15 protein-coding genes are annotated in these 16412 nt (G+C 35.9%); 8 read left to right on the forward strand and 7 right to left on the reverse strand.

The features are described 5' to 3' along the window. Positions 1-158 precede the first annotated feature (158 nt). The 3 genes from AC1PU0_RS15755 to AC1PU0_RS15765 all read left to right on the forward strand — a co-directional run bounded on the left by AC1PU0_RS15755 (position 159) and on the right by AC1PU0_RS15765 (position 2958). Entirely contained in the window at positions 159-1619 is a 1461-nt protein-coding gene (locus AC1PU0_RS15755) for a DUF4822 domain-containing protein (protein ID WP_479998570.1), read from the forward strand. An 84-nt stretch (positions 1620-1703) separates the two neighbouring features. Further along, on the forward strand, positions 1704-2702 hold the full coding sequence (locus tag AC1PU0_RS15760) for a WxLIP family cell surface protein (protein ID WP_206848893.1): 999 nt from the start codon (positions 1704-1706) through the stop codon (positions 2700-2702). Continuing rightward, positions 2677-2958: an LPXTG cell wall anchor domain-containing protein gene (locus AC1PU0_RS15765; protein ID WP_069653447.1), complete on the forward strand. Its 282-nt coding sequence runs from the start codon at positions 2677-2679 to the stop codon at positions 2956-2958. The genes AC1PU0_RS15760 and AC1PU0_RS15765 overlap by 26 nt, the downstream gene beginning before the upstream one ends. 237 nt (positions 2959-3195) lie before the next feature. Here the strand turns inward: AC1PU0_RS15765 and AC1PU0_RS15770 are convergent, their stop codons facing one another. Genes AC1PU0_RS15770 through AC1PU0_RS15780 form a run of 3 tightly spaced genes read right to left on the reverse strand, consistent with a single transcriptional unit; the run spans position 3196 to position 5313 of the window. Then, positions 3196-3762, reverse strand: coding sequence for an NADPH-dependent FMN reductase (locus tag AC1PU0_RS15770; RefSeq protein ID WP_479998571.1), 567 nt, complete (start codon positions 3760-3762; stop codon positions 3196-3198). Between the two features lie 11 nt (positions 3763-3773). Beyond that, positions 3774-4853, reverse strand: coding sequence for an LLM class flavin-dependent oxidoreductase (locus tag AC1PU0_RS15775; protein ID WP_479998572.1), 1080 nt, complete (start codon positions 4851-4853; stop codon positions 3774-3776). Between the two features lie 34 nt (positions 4854-4887). Further along, positions 4888-5313 carry a MarR family winged helix-turn-helix transcriptional regulator gene (locus tag AC1PU0_RS15780; protein WP_111246815.1) on the reverse strand — a complete coding sequence of 142 codons (426 nt, stop codon included), beginning with the start codon at positions 5311-5313 and terminating at the stop codon, positions 4888-4890. 223 nt (positions 5314-5536) lie between these two features. On the opposite strand from AC1PU0_RS15780, the gene AC1PU0_RS15785 reads away from it, so the two are divergent. Next, entirely contained in the window at positions 5537-6520 is a 984-nt protein-coding gene (locus tag AC1PU0_RS15785) for a tRNA dihydrouridine synthase (RefSeq protein ID WP_479998573.1), read from the forward strand. Positions 6521-6682: 162 nt separating this feature from the next. Here AC1PU0_RS15785 and AC1PU0_RS15790 read toward each other — a convergent pair whose 3' ends face one another. The 3 genes from AC1PU0_RS15790 to AC1PU0_RS15800 all read right to left on the reverse strand — a co-directional run bounded on the left by AC1PU0_RS15790 (position 6683) and on the right by AC1PU0_RS15800 (position 9614). After that, a complete protein-coding gene (locus tag AC1PU0_RS15790; protein WP_206848889.1) occupies positions 6683-7411 on the reverse strand; it encodes a DUF6287 domain-containing protein in 729 nt (242 codons plus the stop codon). Between the two features lie 149 nt (positions 7412-7560). Further along, a complete protein-coding gene (locus AC1PU0_RS15795; RefSeq protein ID WP_206848888.1) occupies positions 7561-8670 on the reverse strand; it encodes an alpha/beta hydrolase in 1110 nt (369 codons plus the stop codon). A gap of 26 nt (positions 8671-8696) precedes the next feature. Further along, positions 8697-9614 (reverse strand): ROK family protein, encoded by a 918-nt coding sequence (locus AC1PU0_RS15800; protein WP_206848887.1) that lies wholly within the window; start codon positions 9612-9614, stop codon positions 8697-8699. A gap of 130 nt (positions 9615-9744) precedes the next feature. Between AC1PU0_RS15800 and AC1PU0_RS15805 the strand changes: the two genes are divergently transcribed. The 4 genes from AC1PU0_RS15805 to AC1PU0_RS15820 all read left to right on the forward strand — a co-directional run bounded on the left by AC1PU0_RS15805 (position 9745) and on the right by AC1PU0_RS15820 (position 13873). After that, positions 9745-10845 carry a helix-turn-helix domain-containing protein gene (locus AC1PU0_RS15805; protein WP_069640413.1) on the forward strand — a complete coding sequence of 367 codons (1101 nt, stop codon included), beginning with the start codon at positions 9745-9747 and terminating at the stop codon, positions 10843-10845. An 11-nt stretch (positions 10846-10856) separates the two neighbouring features. Next, positions 10857-11726 carry an AraC family transcriptional regulator gene (locus AC1PU0_RS15810; RefSeq protein WP_069640414.1) on the forward strand — a complete coding sequence of 290 codons (870 nt, stop codon included), beginning with the start codon at positions 10857-10859 and terminating at the stop codon, positions 11724-11726. Positions 11727-11819: 93 nt separating this feature from the next. Further along, positions 11820-13040 (forward strand): MFS transporter, encoded by a 1221-nt coding sequence (locus AC1PU0_RS15815; protein WP_206848886.1) that lies wholly within the window; start codon positions 11820-11822, stop codon positions 13038-13040. After that, positions 13040-13873, forward strand: a complete 834-nt coding sequence (locus tag AC1PU0_RS15820) for an alpha/beta hydrolase (RefSeq protein WP_206848883.1) — start codon at positions 13040-13042, stop codon at positions 13871-13873. Before AC1PU0_RS15815 ends, AC1PU0_RS15820 begins: the two co-directional genes overlap by 1 nt. An 867-nt stretch (positions 13874-14740) precedes the next feature. Here AC1PU0_RS15820 and AC1PU0_RS15825 read toward each other — a convergent pair. Then, on the reverse strand, positions 14741-16336 hold the full coding sequence (locus tag AC1PU0_RS15825; RefSeq protein ID WP_206848881.1) for a hypothetical protein: 1596 nt from the start codon (positions 16334-16336) through the stop codon (positions 14741-14743). Positions 16337-16412 lie beyond the last annotated feature (76 nt).

Raw genomic sequence — 16412 nt, forward strand, 5'->3', positions numbered from 1 at the left:
TACTTGTTTCTAGTACTTTTAGAATACGAGTAGTCTATTTTTGATTTATGAAAAAATTTATAGTTTGTTTATAGTTTATTTACTCTCCGTTTACTCACTTGAAGTAAGATTAATTAGTAGAAATACCTATTACACAATAAAAAATGGAGGTTTTACAAATGGCTAATCACGTAAAATTTAAGGACAGCTATGTTTATGTTTTATTTACAGTATTGTTTACATTGCTTGCTGTAACGAACGGCTCAAAGGTCTTTGCATCAGAGTTTGAACCAAACCAAGTTCTCGGTTCAACTAATTGGGAAGGAACATTCGTTTACGATGCACAAGGAAATGACGTAACCAGTCAAAATAGTAATTTTATCGGACGAGCAAAATATGACGCAACTACGAATCGCTATGAGTTTTTTGACAAGCAAACCAATGTTTCTAGAGGGGATAAAGGGGTATTCTTCGTTACACCAGACGGTAAAAAAAGAATCTTACTCTCAGAACTTGGTTATCGAGCAGTTGTTGATATGGTCAGATTAGACAAAGATATGTTTACTTATCGTAGAGAAGGTGTGCAAAAGGATGGCTCAAATGGCTTCGTTTTTGTAGAACATGTTCCTTATAGTGGGGAATTAACCTTTACATCCCAACCACCTGTCCGCTCTAAAGAAACAGGTACAATCATCAAAGATCAACCAGGGATAGATATTCTTAGTTCCACTTTTTGGCAAGGAACAAAAGCACTTGATGAGAATGGCAATGATGTTTCTGAATACAATAGAGGGTATCTAGGCTTAGCCCGTTACGATAACAAATCAGGAAGATACGAATTCTTTGATACAGAAGGTAAATCAAGAGGTGATTTCGGTTATTACGATGTTATTCTTGATAATAAAGAAAGAACACATATTTCTGTAGGCAGTAACTATGCCGCAACATTAGAATTAACAGAATTAAACAGCGGACGATTCACCTATGCTAGAAATGGAAAAGATGCAACTGGTCAAGATATTACGATTACGGTTGAGCATGAACCATACACAGGAGCACTACCTTTAGACTTTACTTTTAACCCAGCTAACGAGTTGATCGTGATGCCTCCGGTTAAAACAGAAGAAGATGCAGAAGGTTCTGCGAAAAGTAATGCGATTGTCGAAGTAGAAAACCTTACCACAGCGGGTACCGTTAAATTTAGTGAAAATGCGGCGACCGAAGCAAGTATTATTTTTGAAAAGCTAAACACAAAAGATAATCCATCTACTTTGAACGAAAAAGAAGCTGGAAAAGCCTCAATCAGTGTCCTTGATACACGAAAAGGGGCTGGCGAAAAAGATGATTGGACAGTCAAAACAAAGTTAACAGATGGCCCTTTTGGAAATAAAGGCTTTCTATTAAATAAACTAGGCGTTAGTTTAGAACCTTCAACACAAGATAGCACATTAACACCAAATGCTAAGGTGACAATGAATGATAGTGAGGAACATCAAGCCTTTACAATCGGTTATCAAGAAGGCAATAATGAAAGAAAAACACTGACACTAAATCCTCAATTAATAATTGGACAAAGTAGTTTATTACAATCAGGCGTATATGGCGCTAACATTACTTGGACATTGACACCAAAAGTATAAACTAAACACTTAGAGACTAAGGCATAACTCCTTGAGTTAGAACCTTGGTCTCTTATCAAATTTTTTTATAAAGGAGTCTAGAAAATGAACGCCAAAAGCCTATCCCATTCCCTACTATTTTTATTAGCCAGTCTATTTATCCTACTTATGTTTCCTAATACAGCTTCAGCACAGGAAACTGCTTACTACCTAAAGCCATTGATTCCAGAAAATCAGATAGAAAATACGGAGGATTATTTTAATATCGCCACATCCTCCGCAATTGATCAAACCCTTGAATTATTGATTGTAAACGAGTCAGCTGAGGAAAAAGAGATGAACGTAACCATTTTGGATGGAATGACCACAAAAGATGGTGCAATCAGCTATGCTGTAGATCATAAATACGATCCAGCCCAACAATATAAACTATCACAAATTGCTAAAGTGGAACAACAAGAAATAACCGTTGAAGCCAATAGCACACAACTAGTAAGCGTCGTTTTAAAAGCTGAATTGAAGAACTTTGACGGGACAATCTTAGGAGCAGTCAATGTGAGCGAAAAGACCACAGAACAGCCTAACGAAGGCATAAATAATACTTTTGCCTATAACATCCCCATTAAAATTCGAGTAAATAAAGAAACTAAGAACAGTCAAATGAACTATAAAGGTATAAATTTAGTAAATAACAAACCTGAACGATTTATAGACGTGTCTTTCCAAAACCCCGTACCAACTATCATCCGGGATCTAACTCTTTCATTTGAAATTTATAAAAAGGGGCAACCTACGAAGATTCTTTTTAAAAACAGTATGACTGGTATCGAAATAGCGCCAAATAGTCTGTTTTCCCCCGAATTATCCCTTACAAATTCCAAGCTAAAAGCAGGCAATTATGTATTAAAAACCACTGGAAAATCTGAGGGGATCAATGAAGTTTGGGAAAGTGACTTTACAATTTCACAATCCGATTCACGTACGATTAATGAAGGTTTGGACGTATTGAATGAAGACAATAGAGCTTGGCTCATACTTGCTAGCATTGTTGCCTTACTCATTTTAGGAGGATTTGGGTATGTGTTTTACAAAAGAAAAAAGTAAAGCCTTGATAACCATCTTTCTAACCTCGATAATCAGTTTATTTTATTATCCTAACACTGCAAATAGCGAAACCATTGTAAGCGAAGTGACTGTCGAAGTTCATAGAGATACTTCAACTCTAGAACAAGTTGTCCAGGGTATTCTTCCAAAAACAAATGAAGAGCTAGGACTTTTTTTAAGTTGGATCGGTGGATTCCTACTCATAGGATTTGTTGTTTTGATCTCGTTTTATTTTGTACACAATAAATACAGCTAAGTATAAATCAGATTACTCCTTATTTAGCACCCTGTGAAATTCAATGGCATATAGAATTGACGTAGCAATCATATTGTATTTATTTAACACAATTTTCTTTGAAATTCTTGATGAATACTCATGGGAAGCTCCAATTCTTCTTTATATAACTTCATATCCACCTTTTATTCGCATTTAGGGTGTGAAACAAAAGTGATTTTTACTTTTGTCCACACCCACACACTCAACCAACGATTGCTAAAAATCATATTCCGCTTCTTTTTGCTGAATCATCGTTTGATACGTATCCAGTAATAAGAAAAAGTCATCCACGAATCGATCCAATCGAAATTCAATATCGGGATTTTTAATTTCTTGGCGAATGATATCTTGATCTGTAATAAACACATAATTCGACACTAAATTAGCTTTCATATAGCTTAGTACTGGGCGGATTTGTTGCTCCGGAATCAAAAAGTGTTTCTCTGACCCCGCAGTGACGATCATTCCTGCTACTTTATTGCGGAAAGCATTGACTGGCAACATATCAAACAAATTCTTCAACGTTCCAGGCATCGATGCTTGGAAAATCGGCGTGCCAATAATCAAGCCATCTGCCTCCATGATTTTTTTCAATGCTGCCCCAACTTCGCCTTCGTGCTGAAGGTATTCCCGTCCATCAGCGAATGGAAATTGGATTTCAGAAAAATCAATCACGTCTATTTCCACATCTTTACGCACTTCTTTTATGTTATTGATCGTATAATTGACAGCCACTCTTGATTTACTACCAAAAGCGGAGCCGATTATTGCAACTATTTTCATCACTATTCATCCTATTCTTTAGTATACTTTTTAACTTCTGGCATCACTTTGGTCGCAATCAATTCAATATTTTTCTTCACTAGATCCAGCGGTACACCGCCAAAATCGATTTGTGCCATAAAACGTTGATGTCCGTATAACTCGTATTGATAAAGCATCTTCTCGATGATTTCATTGACGCCGCCGACCATTAGCGTATCTCTAGTATCTTGTGATTGAGCAAAATGTTGTTTGGGATATGTTCCACTACGAATCGCTGACCAACCGGCATTTAAAAATGGATACATTTCTTTACGCGCTTGGCTACCAGTCTCTGCAACATAAAATAAACTTGTTGTCGCAAGAGGAAATTCTGTTTCATCATAGCCTGCTTCTTTCAATGACAAACGATACGCATCCACTGCTCGTTTGAAAATCGGTGCAGGTCCTGCTAATGTCGTCAACATCATTGGAATACCGTCTAATCCAGCCTTGATCGCACTATCTGCTGGACCACCCACTGCACGCCAAACAGGTAAATGTCCACGAAGCGGTTGAGGTAAAATTTCTGCATTCTGTAACGGTGCACGAAATGCGCCTTCCCAGTTCATTCGTTTATTTGGTGTCGCTTCATTCAATAATTTTAACAAGTGCATTTTTTCTTCAAACAGTTCTTCATAATCTTTTAAATCAAATCCAAGAAGTTCGTAAACACCAACACGTGAACCTCGACCCGCCACTATTTCAGCGCGACCGTTTGAAATTAAATCTAACGTGGCATATTCTTCATACACTCGGACTGGATCGTTGGTACTTAAAACTGTCACTGAACTAGAAATCTTAATGTCTTTTGTTTGCGCTGCGATTGCTGATAGAATCACTTGGTTTGCTTGCCCGATAAAATGACTTTGATGGCTTTCACCAACACCAAACACGTCGATGCCTGCTTCGTCAGCAAACTTTGCTGCTTCGATAATATCATTGATTCGTTGTTGCTCGCTGATCAGCTTTCCTGTCATTGGATTTTTAACGTGATCTCCTAGTGAATATAACCCGATTTCCATGCCTTTTGAAGAATCGATTCCGAATTTTTCGTTCATTTTTTTATTCATTTTCCTACACTCCTTTTTCATGCTCTAACTATTGTTATGATTTCATCAATTTTTTGCTGATTTTTGCTAGTTGAAGGACTTCTTGCTTCGTTAAATTATCAAATGCGGATGCTTGCAGCTTACTTTGGGCAATAAAGCAATTGTCTAGTTGCTGTTGTCCTTTACCAGTCAGGGAAATGTATTTTTCCTTCCATTCTTGTTGGCGTGTGATCCAGCCATCCGTTTCAAACTGTTTGATCATTTGCGAAACACCGCCCTTGGAGATAAGTAATTTCTCCCCTAGTTCCTTTTGCGTGATTGGTTGGTTTTCCTGAATCTGATGAAGCATATCAAACTTTGAAGCATTTAGGTCATATTGTTTTAAAAACTCATTGGACTGGAGATTGCTTTTTTGAACAAACTGCAAGATGGACATCCAACAACTTAATTTTACTTTTTCTGTAAGTGATAGTTTTTCCATTTTTCTGAACCTCCTTTTAGTTTAGAACTAAACTGATAACGCTAGTATAATACACTTACTAAAAATAAGCAAACTGTTTTTACTTTTTATCTCTAACTTGTATTACGATTAACACTAACCTTAGCTGACATACAAATCTTCTCTTTGATTCTTTCCAGTATTATTAGTATAATGAGTATGTTTTTCAGAATCTAACCGAAAGCAATAGAGTGGAGAGTATAGAATGATGAATAATTTTTGGGCAGATCTACCAAAGCCTTTTTTTATTTTAGCACCGATGGAAGATGTGACCGATGTTGTCTTTCGCCATGTTGTCAAAGAAGCAGGCGCACCGGATGTCTTTTTTACTGAATTTACAAATTCCGATAGTTATTGCCATCCTGATGGTATAGAAAGCGTCCAGGGGCGTTTGATGTTTACTGAAGATGAACAGCCGATGGTCGCTCATATTTGGGGTGACAAACCTGAGTTCTTTAGAGAGATGAGCCTTGGTTTAGCCGAAATGGGTTTTAAAGGTGTCGACATCAATATGGGGTGTCCTGTCCCTAATGTAGCCGGACGCGGCAAAGGGAGCGGTCTTATTTTACGACCAGAAGTAGCGTCTGAACTGATTGAAGCAGCCAAAGCTGGTGGTTTACCTGTTAGTGTAAAAACACGGATCGGCTATGCAGAAATCGTTGAACTGGAAGGATGGATCACACACTTATTGAAACAAGATATTGCCAATCTTTCTGTTCATTTACGAACACGGAATGAAATGAGTAAAGTCGACGCCCATTGGGACTTGATTCCTCAAATCATGGAAATCCGGGATCGCATTGCGCCACAAACGCTGATTACGATCAACGGTGATATTCCTGATCGGCAAACAGGATTAAAGCTGGCAGAACAATATGGTGTAGATGGCATTATGATCGGCCGCGGAATTTTTAAGAATCCATATGCGTTTGAAAAAGAACCAAAAGAGCATTCGCCGAAGGAGTTGCTTGGATTATTAGAGATGCAGCTTGATTTACAGGATCATTATGCAGAAATGGTTCCACGCTCGATCGTTGGTTTGCACCGTTTCTTTAAGATTTACGTGAAGGGATTTCCTGGCGCTAGTGACTTGCGCGTTAAATTGATGGGGACGAAATCGACAGATGAAGTGCGGGAGATTTTAGGGGAATTTTATAAAGTGAAACCAAATGAGTCTTTATCAGAATAATATGGTTATATAGTTATTTTAAGCGCATCTAGAATAGAGCGCTTTTTCTTTTTACTACCAAAATTTAGTAAGTACGAAAAAAATAGTATAAAAAAGCACCCACTTTTTGTAGGTACTCCATATAAAATATCGCAATGTTTTGTTATCAAGGTCTCTAACAACTTAGTCAGCTTTATAATAGACATATTCTGCTCGAACAGATGTCGCGGTGTTTTGTGTACCCACAGCAACAATTTTATCTCTGGTGATATCCCCCTCTAATATGTCACCCATTATACCTTTTGGTAAGAAGGACACGTAGATTACCGCACTTGGGAGATTACTTCGTAAAGAAACAAACCCTCGGTTCTCTTCAATCCCCAATTGTTGTTCATACGATTTAACTTTGTTACTATCGCTCATATATGATACTAACTCAGGCGTCCCCTCTGGTGAATTTAGTTGGGGAATATCTACATTTAGCCCAGTTATTTCTGCGGCTTGCTTCTGGTTAGAAATGTCTGTCAAACTCATTGTATTGTTTGCCACAAAAATTGTATTCCCTAATCCATTTACCCAAGTTCCATTGAGGCTTGTGAAATCGCCTTGTTGAATTTGAGAGAGATTCATCGATTCAATGGCTTCGTTTGCTTGCTCTTCTCTTGCTTGTTCCTGTGATCCATCTGTTTCTTTCGTCTCCTGAACTATGCTAGATTGCGTAGTTGTTCGTTCTGTGGTTTCTTTAGTTTCTTTGGTTTCTTTCATACTAGTAGTCAACTCTGTAGTTTCTCTACTGCTAGATGATGTTGTAGCCGTATCTACGCTTGATTTACCAGAATTGTTACACCCTACTAAAACCCCCAGAAACACCAGGCTCAAACCTAACAAAATAGTGCTCTTTATTTTTTTCACACCAAATCCTCCAAGTCTTTTGTATAACCTTTAAACTATACGTATCCCTGTTATAATAATATACATTATACGCCTCGTCTATCTTTAAATGATAGCTAACTAGACTAGCATAACCTTTCTACATGCTTCAAGGAAAGGTTTTACTCGGTTTAACGCCTATTTTTCTTAATAAATTCACTAATATCTCGCATACAATCTTCTGCCTGTGGATAATTTCCTACATGATCAATGTATGCATGCCCCATGCCTTTGTATAAAGTAAAGGTCGTATCCACCCCTAAATCAACCAATTTTTTAGCATAAGCTAAGCTTTCAAAGGTTAAGAAGTCATGCTCTCCTGAGGTGATCATCGTTGTTGGCATTTTTTCACTGACTGACATATAAGGTGTTAGGTATTTATTTAAAATATCTTTTGTCCCTAAAATATCGGATAAACTGGTCGTCATTTCACCAAAAATCTCAATACCGGGACGAATAACATTGGCTTGTTTCGCGTAAATCGCTACATCCTGATCGATATCAAATTCAGTATATTCATCCTTGATCCCACCCATATTAAGCGTTGGGTAAAGTAAAATTTGACCACATACATCGTCACGATTTTCTTCAATATTTCGGTTACTACAATACGCTGTTAAGTTCCCACCAGCGCTATCTCCCGCGACGAAAATACTCCGCTTATCAGCTCCCCATTCTTCCACATGGTCGGCTAACCATCTTAAGCCAGTGTAACAATCCGTATGCCCGATTGGAAAAGGATTTTCAGGTGCTAAACGATAGTCGATACTGACCGCAATCATATTGGTTTGACTAACAAATAACCTCAAGGCTTCTCTCACAACATCCGTACTACCAGCAAAGAAACCACCGCCATGAATAAAATAGAGCACAGGTGAATGAGCCATCGGTTTTTCCGATTGAAAACGAGTCACGGGAATATCAAAACCATCTTCCGCTTTAATCGTAAAAGTCATTTCTTTAATGTCCTCTTCAACCATTGGTGTTGAATCTACGCTATTAAACATTTTTCGCAAACGTTTGATTGATTTTGGGCTAGCATCCATTTTCAGCATACTTTTGGGGATAAATTTCATCAGTAGACTCATTTTTTTAGCCCCTTTATACACCCGTGGATCCATCGCACCATCAATATCGCAATCTGGAATTGGTTTTACGATGACCGACACATCGCGACGTGTTTCTGTATATTGATTATTTTTAATCGCTTCTACTAATTTTAGATCGTATTCCCGTGCCATTATGATTCCTCCCAAAAGTGAAATGATTAATTTTCTTCTAATTCTTCAAGTAAATGATACAAAGCTCCCAACAATCCAGCTTCATTTCTAAAATGACAAGGAACAATTTCTACTGGCGTCAACATCGTCTCTAACACTGGAGCAGAGGCAAGTAATTGTTGATATTGTTGCTTTATTTCTTCCACAAGAATTGGTTGTGCGCTGATACCGCCACCAATAGCGATTCGTTGTAAATCAACGACTGATTGAACATTCATGATCACAATGACCACATTGCGACAGAATTCTTCAAATAATGGATAAATCAATTCATTTTTCTTTTCTAATTCTTCGAATACTTTTTTACCATCTAAAAGGTCCTCTAACTTCAATAAGTTTGACGTTTGTCGAATGAAATTTACTGCCGAACCTTTCGCTCCCGCCACAGTCTCCAAACTGATTGGAAGATTCGTTGAAAGGAGCATGAAACTTAACTCCCCTGCTTGGAAATGACTGCCTGAGTGAAGTGCTTTATTTAAAACAAGACCGCCACCAATGCCTGTACCAAGTGTCATCACACCACCATTTTCGATGTCTTTTAACTGCCCTAACCACAATTCAGCAAGTGCAGCTGATTTGCCATCGTTCATTATGGCACATCGCAGGTTCATATAAGATTCAATAAATTCTTTCAAATGAAACTGATGTAAGTAAACCAACGCTCCACCATGATAGACAACTCCTTCTTTTGAATCGATTTTACCCGGACAACTAACAGCTACCGCTTTAACTTGTCCTTTGTATTGATCAAGAATACCAGTTAAACAGCTTTTGAACTCTTCAATATTCTTTGGTGTCTCTTCCTTTTTCACAAAAATAATTTGGCCACTACGATTAATTAAGGCGTGCTTAATGTAGGTGCCTCCAATATCAATACTTAAAAAGTGAGTGGTTAATTCAGTCATATGGCTTTCCTCCTATTATCTCTTGAAAAGATTTTAATAGCGCTTTCAATTGTATTCTACTCATTTCAGAGAGAAATAATAGTATAATTTTATGATTAATGGTATTTTTATATCAAAGGAGCTGAAAACGATGATAGCGCTTATAAAATTTTTGAATCATCTATCCGATATCGCTATTTTTTCTTATATTGTTGTGGATAAAACAAATGGACAGATCAGTCACCAAAAGAATCTTACCAATCATCAGTTGACAGATAAACAAATTCAACGAATAATCACGCAAACAAGTATCATTCATAATTACTATTTCAAAGAACAAAAATTGCTATTATTCGCTTATGATATCCATGAATTAAATCAATTGGTCTGTCTATTCATTGATGATGAAGTCGGCAATTTCATTTCTCATAACGACCGGTTATTGAAGATTTCTGAAACCATTCATCTATTTATGAAGGAAAAAGAATTCACAGCTAAAGAAGTTCAGTCTCTCAATCAAAACATTCTCTATCTAAGAGAAACGATCATTGAAAAAGTGCTAAGTGAGCAAATTGAACAACAACTTTATCATCACGACTTCGAAAGTGAAGAGGCTATGTTTATTGAAGTAATGAATGGCAACGAAGAAGGATTAAAAAGAGACTATTACGCTTTTCAAAAAAATAGCCAGACAGGCCTACTTTCGACTGAATCAGAATTGAGGAATCAAAAAAACATCTTGATTGTAGCCGTAGCGATTTCCACAAGATATGCGATTAAAGGCGGCGTTCCGTATGAACGAGCGTATACTTTAAGCGACAACTTGATTCAAGATATTGAACGAAAAAATCACTTTCAGGGCGCGCAACCACCCGTCTTAGAAATACTCCTATTATTTTGTAAAGAGGTACGTAAATACAACTATATCAAGTACTCTACCACGGTCAAAAAAACGTGTGAATTCATTCATAAAAATATCTACTCGAATTTATCTATCCCGATAATCGCAGCTTACACCAATTACTCTGTCCCTCATTTATCTAAATTGTTTAAAAAAGAAGTAGGACTTTCCCTTAATCAATATGTGATGAAGCAAAGAATAGAAGAAAGTAAGCGATTATTAGAATTTAAACAGTATGATTTAAACACGATCAGCTCATTACTTCACTTCAACGATACGAGTTATTTCATTAAAGTATTCAAAAAATATGAAAATATGACCCCAAAAAGTTACTGGCACGAAAAAAATTAAGGAGGCTCAACATGACTTTTGAACATGAATTTATTGAATATACACACGAATTGATTCCTATCAATTGGATTGTTCATGGTGCAGACCATTCCACAGGTCCTGTGCTGCCTCATTGGCACACGTCATTTGAAATTTCTTACACCTATTCTGGAAAAATTGAAAACTATACAATCAACAACGTTACCTATCAAACAGAGCCTGGCACAATTTTGTTCATTAATTCAGCTGAGGTACATGGCGCTGTTTCCAGTTATTGCGCCGATCTTGAAGCATTGACAATCCAGATACCTTATGACTTTTTAAGTAAGCTGATTCCTCACTTTGAGTTTATGCGTTTTGATAATCTCCCTTCTGGAAAACTTGCGCAAGTCAATCAATTACGGGAAGCGCTAAGTCAGTTTTATCATCTAGTCAGACGGGAACCGGAAGAGTTTTTAGAGCTACAATTAATCCGTTTAACTTACGAAATAATCTACCTAATGGCAAAAGATTGGATGCATCGTGAAAAAATGCCGATCAATTCAAATGTCTACCATCGAAATTTAGGTCAGATGCAGCCGATCATTTCCTTTATCCAAGAAAATTATCAGCAAGAATTATCTGTTGGAATTTTAGCGAACAACTTTCATATGTCAACGAATTATTTAAGCAAACTTTTTAAAAAGAGTCTTGGATTAAGTGTCATGAAATATGTCCAGCTAGTTCGAATCAATCGAGGGCAAGAACTATTACTTCATAGTGAAAAACCAATTCATGTGATTTCTGATATCGTTGGTTTCCCCAACGAAAAATCATTCAGAAGAACCTTCGAAGACGTTTTCCAGCAAACACCCAAAAAATATCAATTAGACTATCGAAAAAAACAGAATGGCAGAAAATGACCTTTTTTCCGATAGCTTCTGCCCCTTTTAATGAGTGAATTCATGATATCCTTTGCTTGTAATCGATTACAATAACATATTGGAGGACCTATCATGAATAAAAACAGCTTTTTATTTAAAGCATCACTACTGTCTATCTCATTAGTTTTAGTAGCGGGGCCAGCCGTATCATCGCTAATCCCTTTGATGCAGCAGTCTTTTCCAGATCAAAGTACTTCGTCCATTGAACTCATTGCGACTGTTCCAAACTTTGGGATTTTAATTTTTGTTTTGTTAAGCAATATTTTTGTTAAATTTCTAGGCAAGAAAAAGACGGTTTTATTAGGGCTCAGCCTTGCGTTGATCTCTGGCCTTATTCCTGTTTTTATAGAAAATTATACAGTTATCTTAGCCTCACGCTTTATGTTTGGAGCAGGAGTCGGTTTATTTAATGCCCTTGCCGTAAGTTTAATTACTGAACTTTATTCTGGGGATGAGCAGGCCAGTTTAATGGGGCTTCAAGGAGCAATGGGGTCGATTGGCAGCACTGTGATGACCTTATTAGTTGGCTACTTTACTAAATTTGGTTGGCAGAATTCTTTTTTAGTTTACGCAATCACCGTTTTACCATTAGCATTATTCGCTCTTTTTGTGACCTTACCTGCAGCGGAAAAACTAGACGATCCAACCGCTAACACTAAAAAAGAAAAAGAAAGTATCAACGGAGCGACCATCGGCTTAATGCTTTTCGCTTTAATTGTATACGCTTTATTTTTTGTGATCATGTTAAAAACAGCTACTTTACTGGTGGAAACTGGCATTGGCAAACCAGAAACTGCCGCAAGTATTTTAGGCTCCGTTACAATTGTTGGGATTGTTGTCGGCGTTTTCTATGGCCAGATTTTCAAGTGGTTAAAACAGCTAGTATTACCAATTGGACTATTAGGTATCGGTCTTGGCTTTATCATTATTTTATCCGCCAACTCAGTTGCGATTGTAACCCTTGGTGCTATCGTTTCAGGTTTAGCTTTTAGTTTAGCAGCGCCTTTCATGTTTATGTTAGTTGGGCAAATTGCACCGAAGAATTCCGCTAACTTAGCGACAGGTGTGTTATTAGTCGGGATCAACTTAGGCGTCTTTTTATCTCCCACAATCAATAGTTTCTTAAGTAAAACCTTTGGGATGACAACTGCTTCCGATAGCTTTTTAATGAGTGGAATAGGTCTCATTCTATTAAGTACATGCTCTTTTATTCTGTTAAGTGTTCAAAAGAAAAAGAATGCACAAACTGCTATACAAGAAGATACGATAAAAATTAGAAAAGAGGATGCATAATGGCTTTAGTACAAGTAAACTTTATCTCGAAAATGTTATCACGCACGGTAACCTTTAACGCAATTATTCCTTTAGATCATATCTCATTTGGAAAAGAAGAAGTGCTCCAACAAAAACCACTAAAAACATTGTATTTATTACACGGCGCCTTTGGCAATTATACGGATTATTTATCTGGCACCCGAATCCAACGCTGGGCTGAAGAGCATAACCTAGCTGTTATCATGCCATCCGGTGAAAATCAATTTTATGTCGATAAACCAAATCGTGGTGAAAACTACGGTGCCTACGTGGCAGATGAACTGGTTGAATTTACGCGAAACATGTTTCCTTTGTCTCATAAAAAAGAAGATACCTTCATCGCTGGTCTTTCAATGGGTGGCTACGGTGCTATGATCAACGGATTGAAATACCATGAAACCTTTAGCCATATCGGTGCTTTTTCACCAGGTTTGATGATCGATCAAATTATTGCACGTTCTGAATTATTATCCGTCACAGGTTGGAGTTTAGATTTTTATGACAATGCCTTTGGCGGGATCGATACGATCAAGGATAGTGATAAAGATTATTACTATTTAATCAATCAATTGATCGAAAACAAACAAGACATTCCTAAGATATATCTTCCAATCGGCACAAAAGATTTCTTACTTGAAAGTGTTCGAGGCTTTAAATCATTTGCGGATGAGAAAGAAATTCCACTTACTTATATTGAAGATGAGGGTGGACATGAGTGGGATTTTTGGGATAAATATGTGAAAAATTTCTTGGATTGGTTACCTTTGGATGAAAAAGGAAATTATTTGAGTAGTGGGAATGTGGCGGAATAACGAGGAAGATGAAATAGTAGCATTCACTGCGAAAGAAAAGGCGGAAACAATTTTTAGCGAATTTCAGCTTACTTAGGTATCGTGATTACAGTTTTTCTCAATGGTTAGGTGAGAAAGGCAATAACTAAAAGCAAGTTTCCTCTATCCCCACTCATTCGTAGTTGCAACAGAAGTACAAGAAAACCACTCTATTCGCCGTAGAGTGGTTTTTGTGCTTCATTGATAAAAATGCACTATCATAGTACCAAAAATAGAATGAAAAAGCAACTATCCTATTTCCAGAATCCAAGAAATAGAAATTTTATATTTTCAATTTTTCTTTTCTAGTTAACTTATTAATTTGGTTTTCCACACTAGACACTAAATTAAAAAATTATTGATAAAAAGCTGTAAATATAACTGAATTCGCATGGAATTCTTTCATAATTTTTTCTTATTTTAAGGTATTTCACTATCTGAAAAAATTAATGTACACTACCTAACAGCTTAATTTATAAGATAGCACAGAATGATTGGCTTGAAAAAAACATACCCAAAAGCATAAAAAAAGACACTCTCCAAAAATTTGGAAAGTGTCTTGAAACATTGTAATTGAATGGTACTCGTAAGCGAATAAATTCGCAACGATTCCAATAATTAACGTTTTGAGAATTGTGAAGCTTTACGGGCTTTCTTAAGACCTGGTTCGATTACTTGGATTTTGAATAAGCTTCAAAATCCTTTAATAGTAACGAATACAGAGTAATCTACATTTCAAAATTTCATTGGGCTTCAATAAATTTAAAATCAATGGTGTCAACTTTTTAGTAAAAAACATGCGAGCCGAAACATGTACTTTAATATTTTTTAATAAACTCAAAATTAAGCCTAAACTACTTTTATAGAGTAATCAAATAATTTATCTAACTCTTCTTTAAATGTTTGGATATCGAATTCCTCGGAAAACTGCGAGAAACTATTTTTTAAATGGAGTGACATTCCAATATCTTTATCAAAGAAACCAGACGGAAACCAATAAGTTTTACTTACAAATAGTCCGAAGTGGGATAGCTCATCACTATTAACAGATGTGGTAATTTTTCTTGACTTAAGTCTAAAACCAATGTAATTCTCTAAAATCTCAATTTTATTTTTCTCATTTTTATCAAGGTACCAAAGAATCTTTTCAAAAGCAAAAACGTTCACGCACCAACAATCATCGTCTTGTAAAATTTCCTGTGAAGATTCAGCTAGATTTTGGAAATCATCTAATACAATAATTATTTTTTTCAGATGATATTTTTCAGGTTTACTTATAGACAAAATAGATTTTCTAGACTTGGAATTATCAGAATCATAGTAGTCACTTTTTTCTATTAGCAATCTTTTTTCTACTCTTCTACACTGTTCGTAACCTTCTCTAATTGATGAATTAAACCTATGTGTTAGTCTAGTCATTGCACTTTCCTTATTTCGAAAAACTTCATGAAAATTCTTCGCCTTGCATTCAATAGAGTATATGACATCTTTATAAACTATTATGAAGTCTTGTTCAAACCCCTCTTGATCATAGATCTCATGAAATACAGTTTCTTTTGGAAAAAATTTCATTAACAATTCATGAACATATTCCTCAAGAATATCACCTTTTTTCTTTTCATTAACTACTTTGCTTTTTAACACTAACTGGAAGAAGTTGTTTAAAATAAAGGGACTTTGTGGTATATAAAAATATTCTCCATAATCTACACCTATTTTCCCAACCATTTCCTTATTAATATTTGTAATGAAGTAAGAATTAGTCAAAGATTCACTTTCTAAAAATAAATCTTTCATACATTCTATAGTAAGATTACTTTTTTCAATACTCCTTAGTATATCATCTTTAAGTATAATCCCTCTATTAAAGAACACGACTCCTTCCTCTTCAAGCTCTTGATAGTTATCTGGTCGCTTGAGCAATACCATATCTAAAATAAACCTCAACAAGTCATCTAAATTCTTATATCCAGAAATTTCCTTAGACAAAACCGGATTAAATAACTTCAATATTTTTATATATTGTCCAAAAGATATTGATGGAAAATCAAAATGATACGAAAGAAATGCTCTGAAATGGATATCTTCTGGAGTTGTTGGCTCATCCGTGATATCTTCGCAATACAAAGAAAATATCTTTTTTGAACTCTCGTTAATAATTATCAATTCCTTATAGAAGTCAAATTTCACTTTTCTAAATATTATTTGCTTCCAATTTTCTTTGGTGTCCCCTCCTATATGAGCATAGGATAAAGCGAATAATATTTTTAAAGAAGAATCATCAAAATAGTTTGTACTTTGATAGGTATTAAATAATATAGCACTAAGATTAGCAGAAATTTTTGTATAATGTCTTGTCAAAATTTTGTTTAGTTCAATAAAATCAGAACTATTTTCAATTGTTAATAATATTTTACTGTAATAACCTATTTTAATCCCCCTCATTCTATAGATGTCCGCTACTCGAATTTTGAATGAATATCAAAGTCCTTACTCTATCCAATCAATCCAATTTCTTAAT

The sequence above is a fragment of the Enterococcus sp. XAF26B05_ASV22 genome, from assembly GCF_056727285.1.

Coding starts and splice junctions, on each gene's coding strand:
- AC1PU0_RS15795 (WP_206848888.1), bottom strand. CDS start 8,670: ATGGCACGGGAATACGATCTAAAATTAGTAGAAGCGATTAAAAATAAT.
- AC1PU0_RS15825 (WP_206848881.1), bottom strand. CDS start 16,336: ATGAGGGGGATTAAAATAGGTTATTACAGTAAAATATTATTAACAATT.
- AC1PU0_RS15760 (WP_206848893.1), top strand. CDS start 1,704: ATGAACGCCAAAAGCCTATCCCATTCCCTACTATTTTTATTAGCCAGT.
- AC1PU0_RS15780 (WP_111246815.1), bottom strand. CDS start 5,313: ATGGAAAAACTATCACTTACAGAAAAAGTAAAATTAAGTTGTTGGATG.
- AC1PU0_RS15785 (WP_479998573.1), top strand. CDS start 5,537: ATGATGAATAATTTTTGGGCAGATCTACCAAAGCCTTTTTTTATTTTA.
- AC1PU0_RS15810 (WP_069640414.1), top strand. CDS start 10,857: ATGACTTTTGAACATGAATTTATTGAATATACACACGAATTGATTCCT.
- AC1PU0_RS15805 (WP_069640413.1), top strand. CDS start 9,745: ATGATAGCGCTTATAAAATTTTTGAATCATCTATCCGATATCGCTATT.
- AC1PU0_RS15755 (WP_479998570.1), top strand. CDS start 159: ATGGCTAATCACGTAAAATTTAAGGACAGCTATGTTTATGTTTTATTT.
- AC1PU0_RS15765 (WP_069653447.1), top strand. CDS start 2,677: ATGTGTTTTACAAAAGAAAAAAGTAAAGCCTTGATAACCATCTTTCTA.
- AC1PU0_RS15820 (WP_206848883.1), top strand. CDS start 13,040: ATGGCTTTAGTACAAGTAAACTTTATCTCGAAAATGTTATCACGCACG.
- AC1PU0_RS15770 (WP_479998571.1), bottom strand. CDS start 3,762: ATGAAAATAGTTGCAATAATCGGCTCCGCTTTTGGTAGTAAATCAAGA.
- AC1PU0_RS15815 (WP_206848886.1), top strand. CDS start 11,820: ATGAATAAAAACAGCTTTTTATTTAAAGCATCACTACTGTCTATCTCA.
- AC1PU0_RS15775 (WP_479998572.1), bottom strand. CDS start 4,853: ATGAATAAAAAAATGAACGAAAAATTCGGAATCGATTCTTCAAAAGGC.
- AC1PU0_RS15800 (WP_206848887.1), bottom strand. CDS start 9,614: ATGACTGAATTAACCACTCACTTTTTAAGTATTGATATTGGAGGCACC.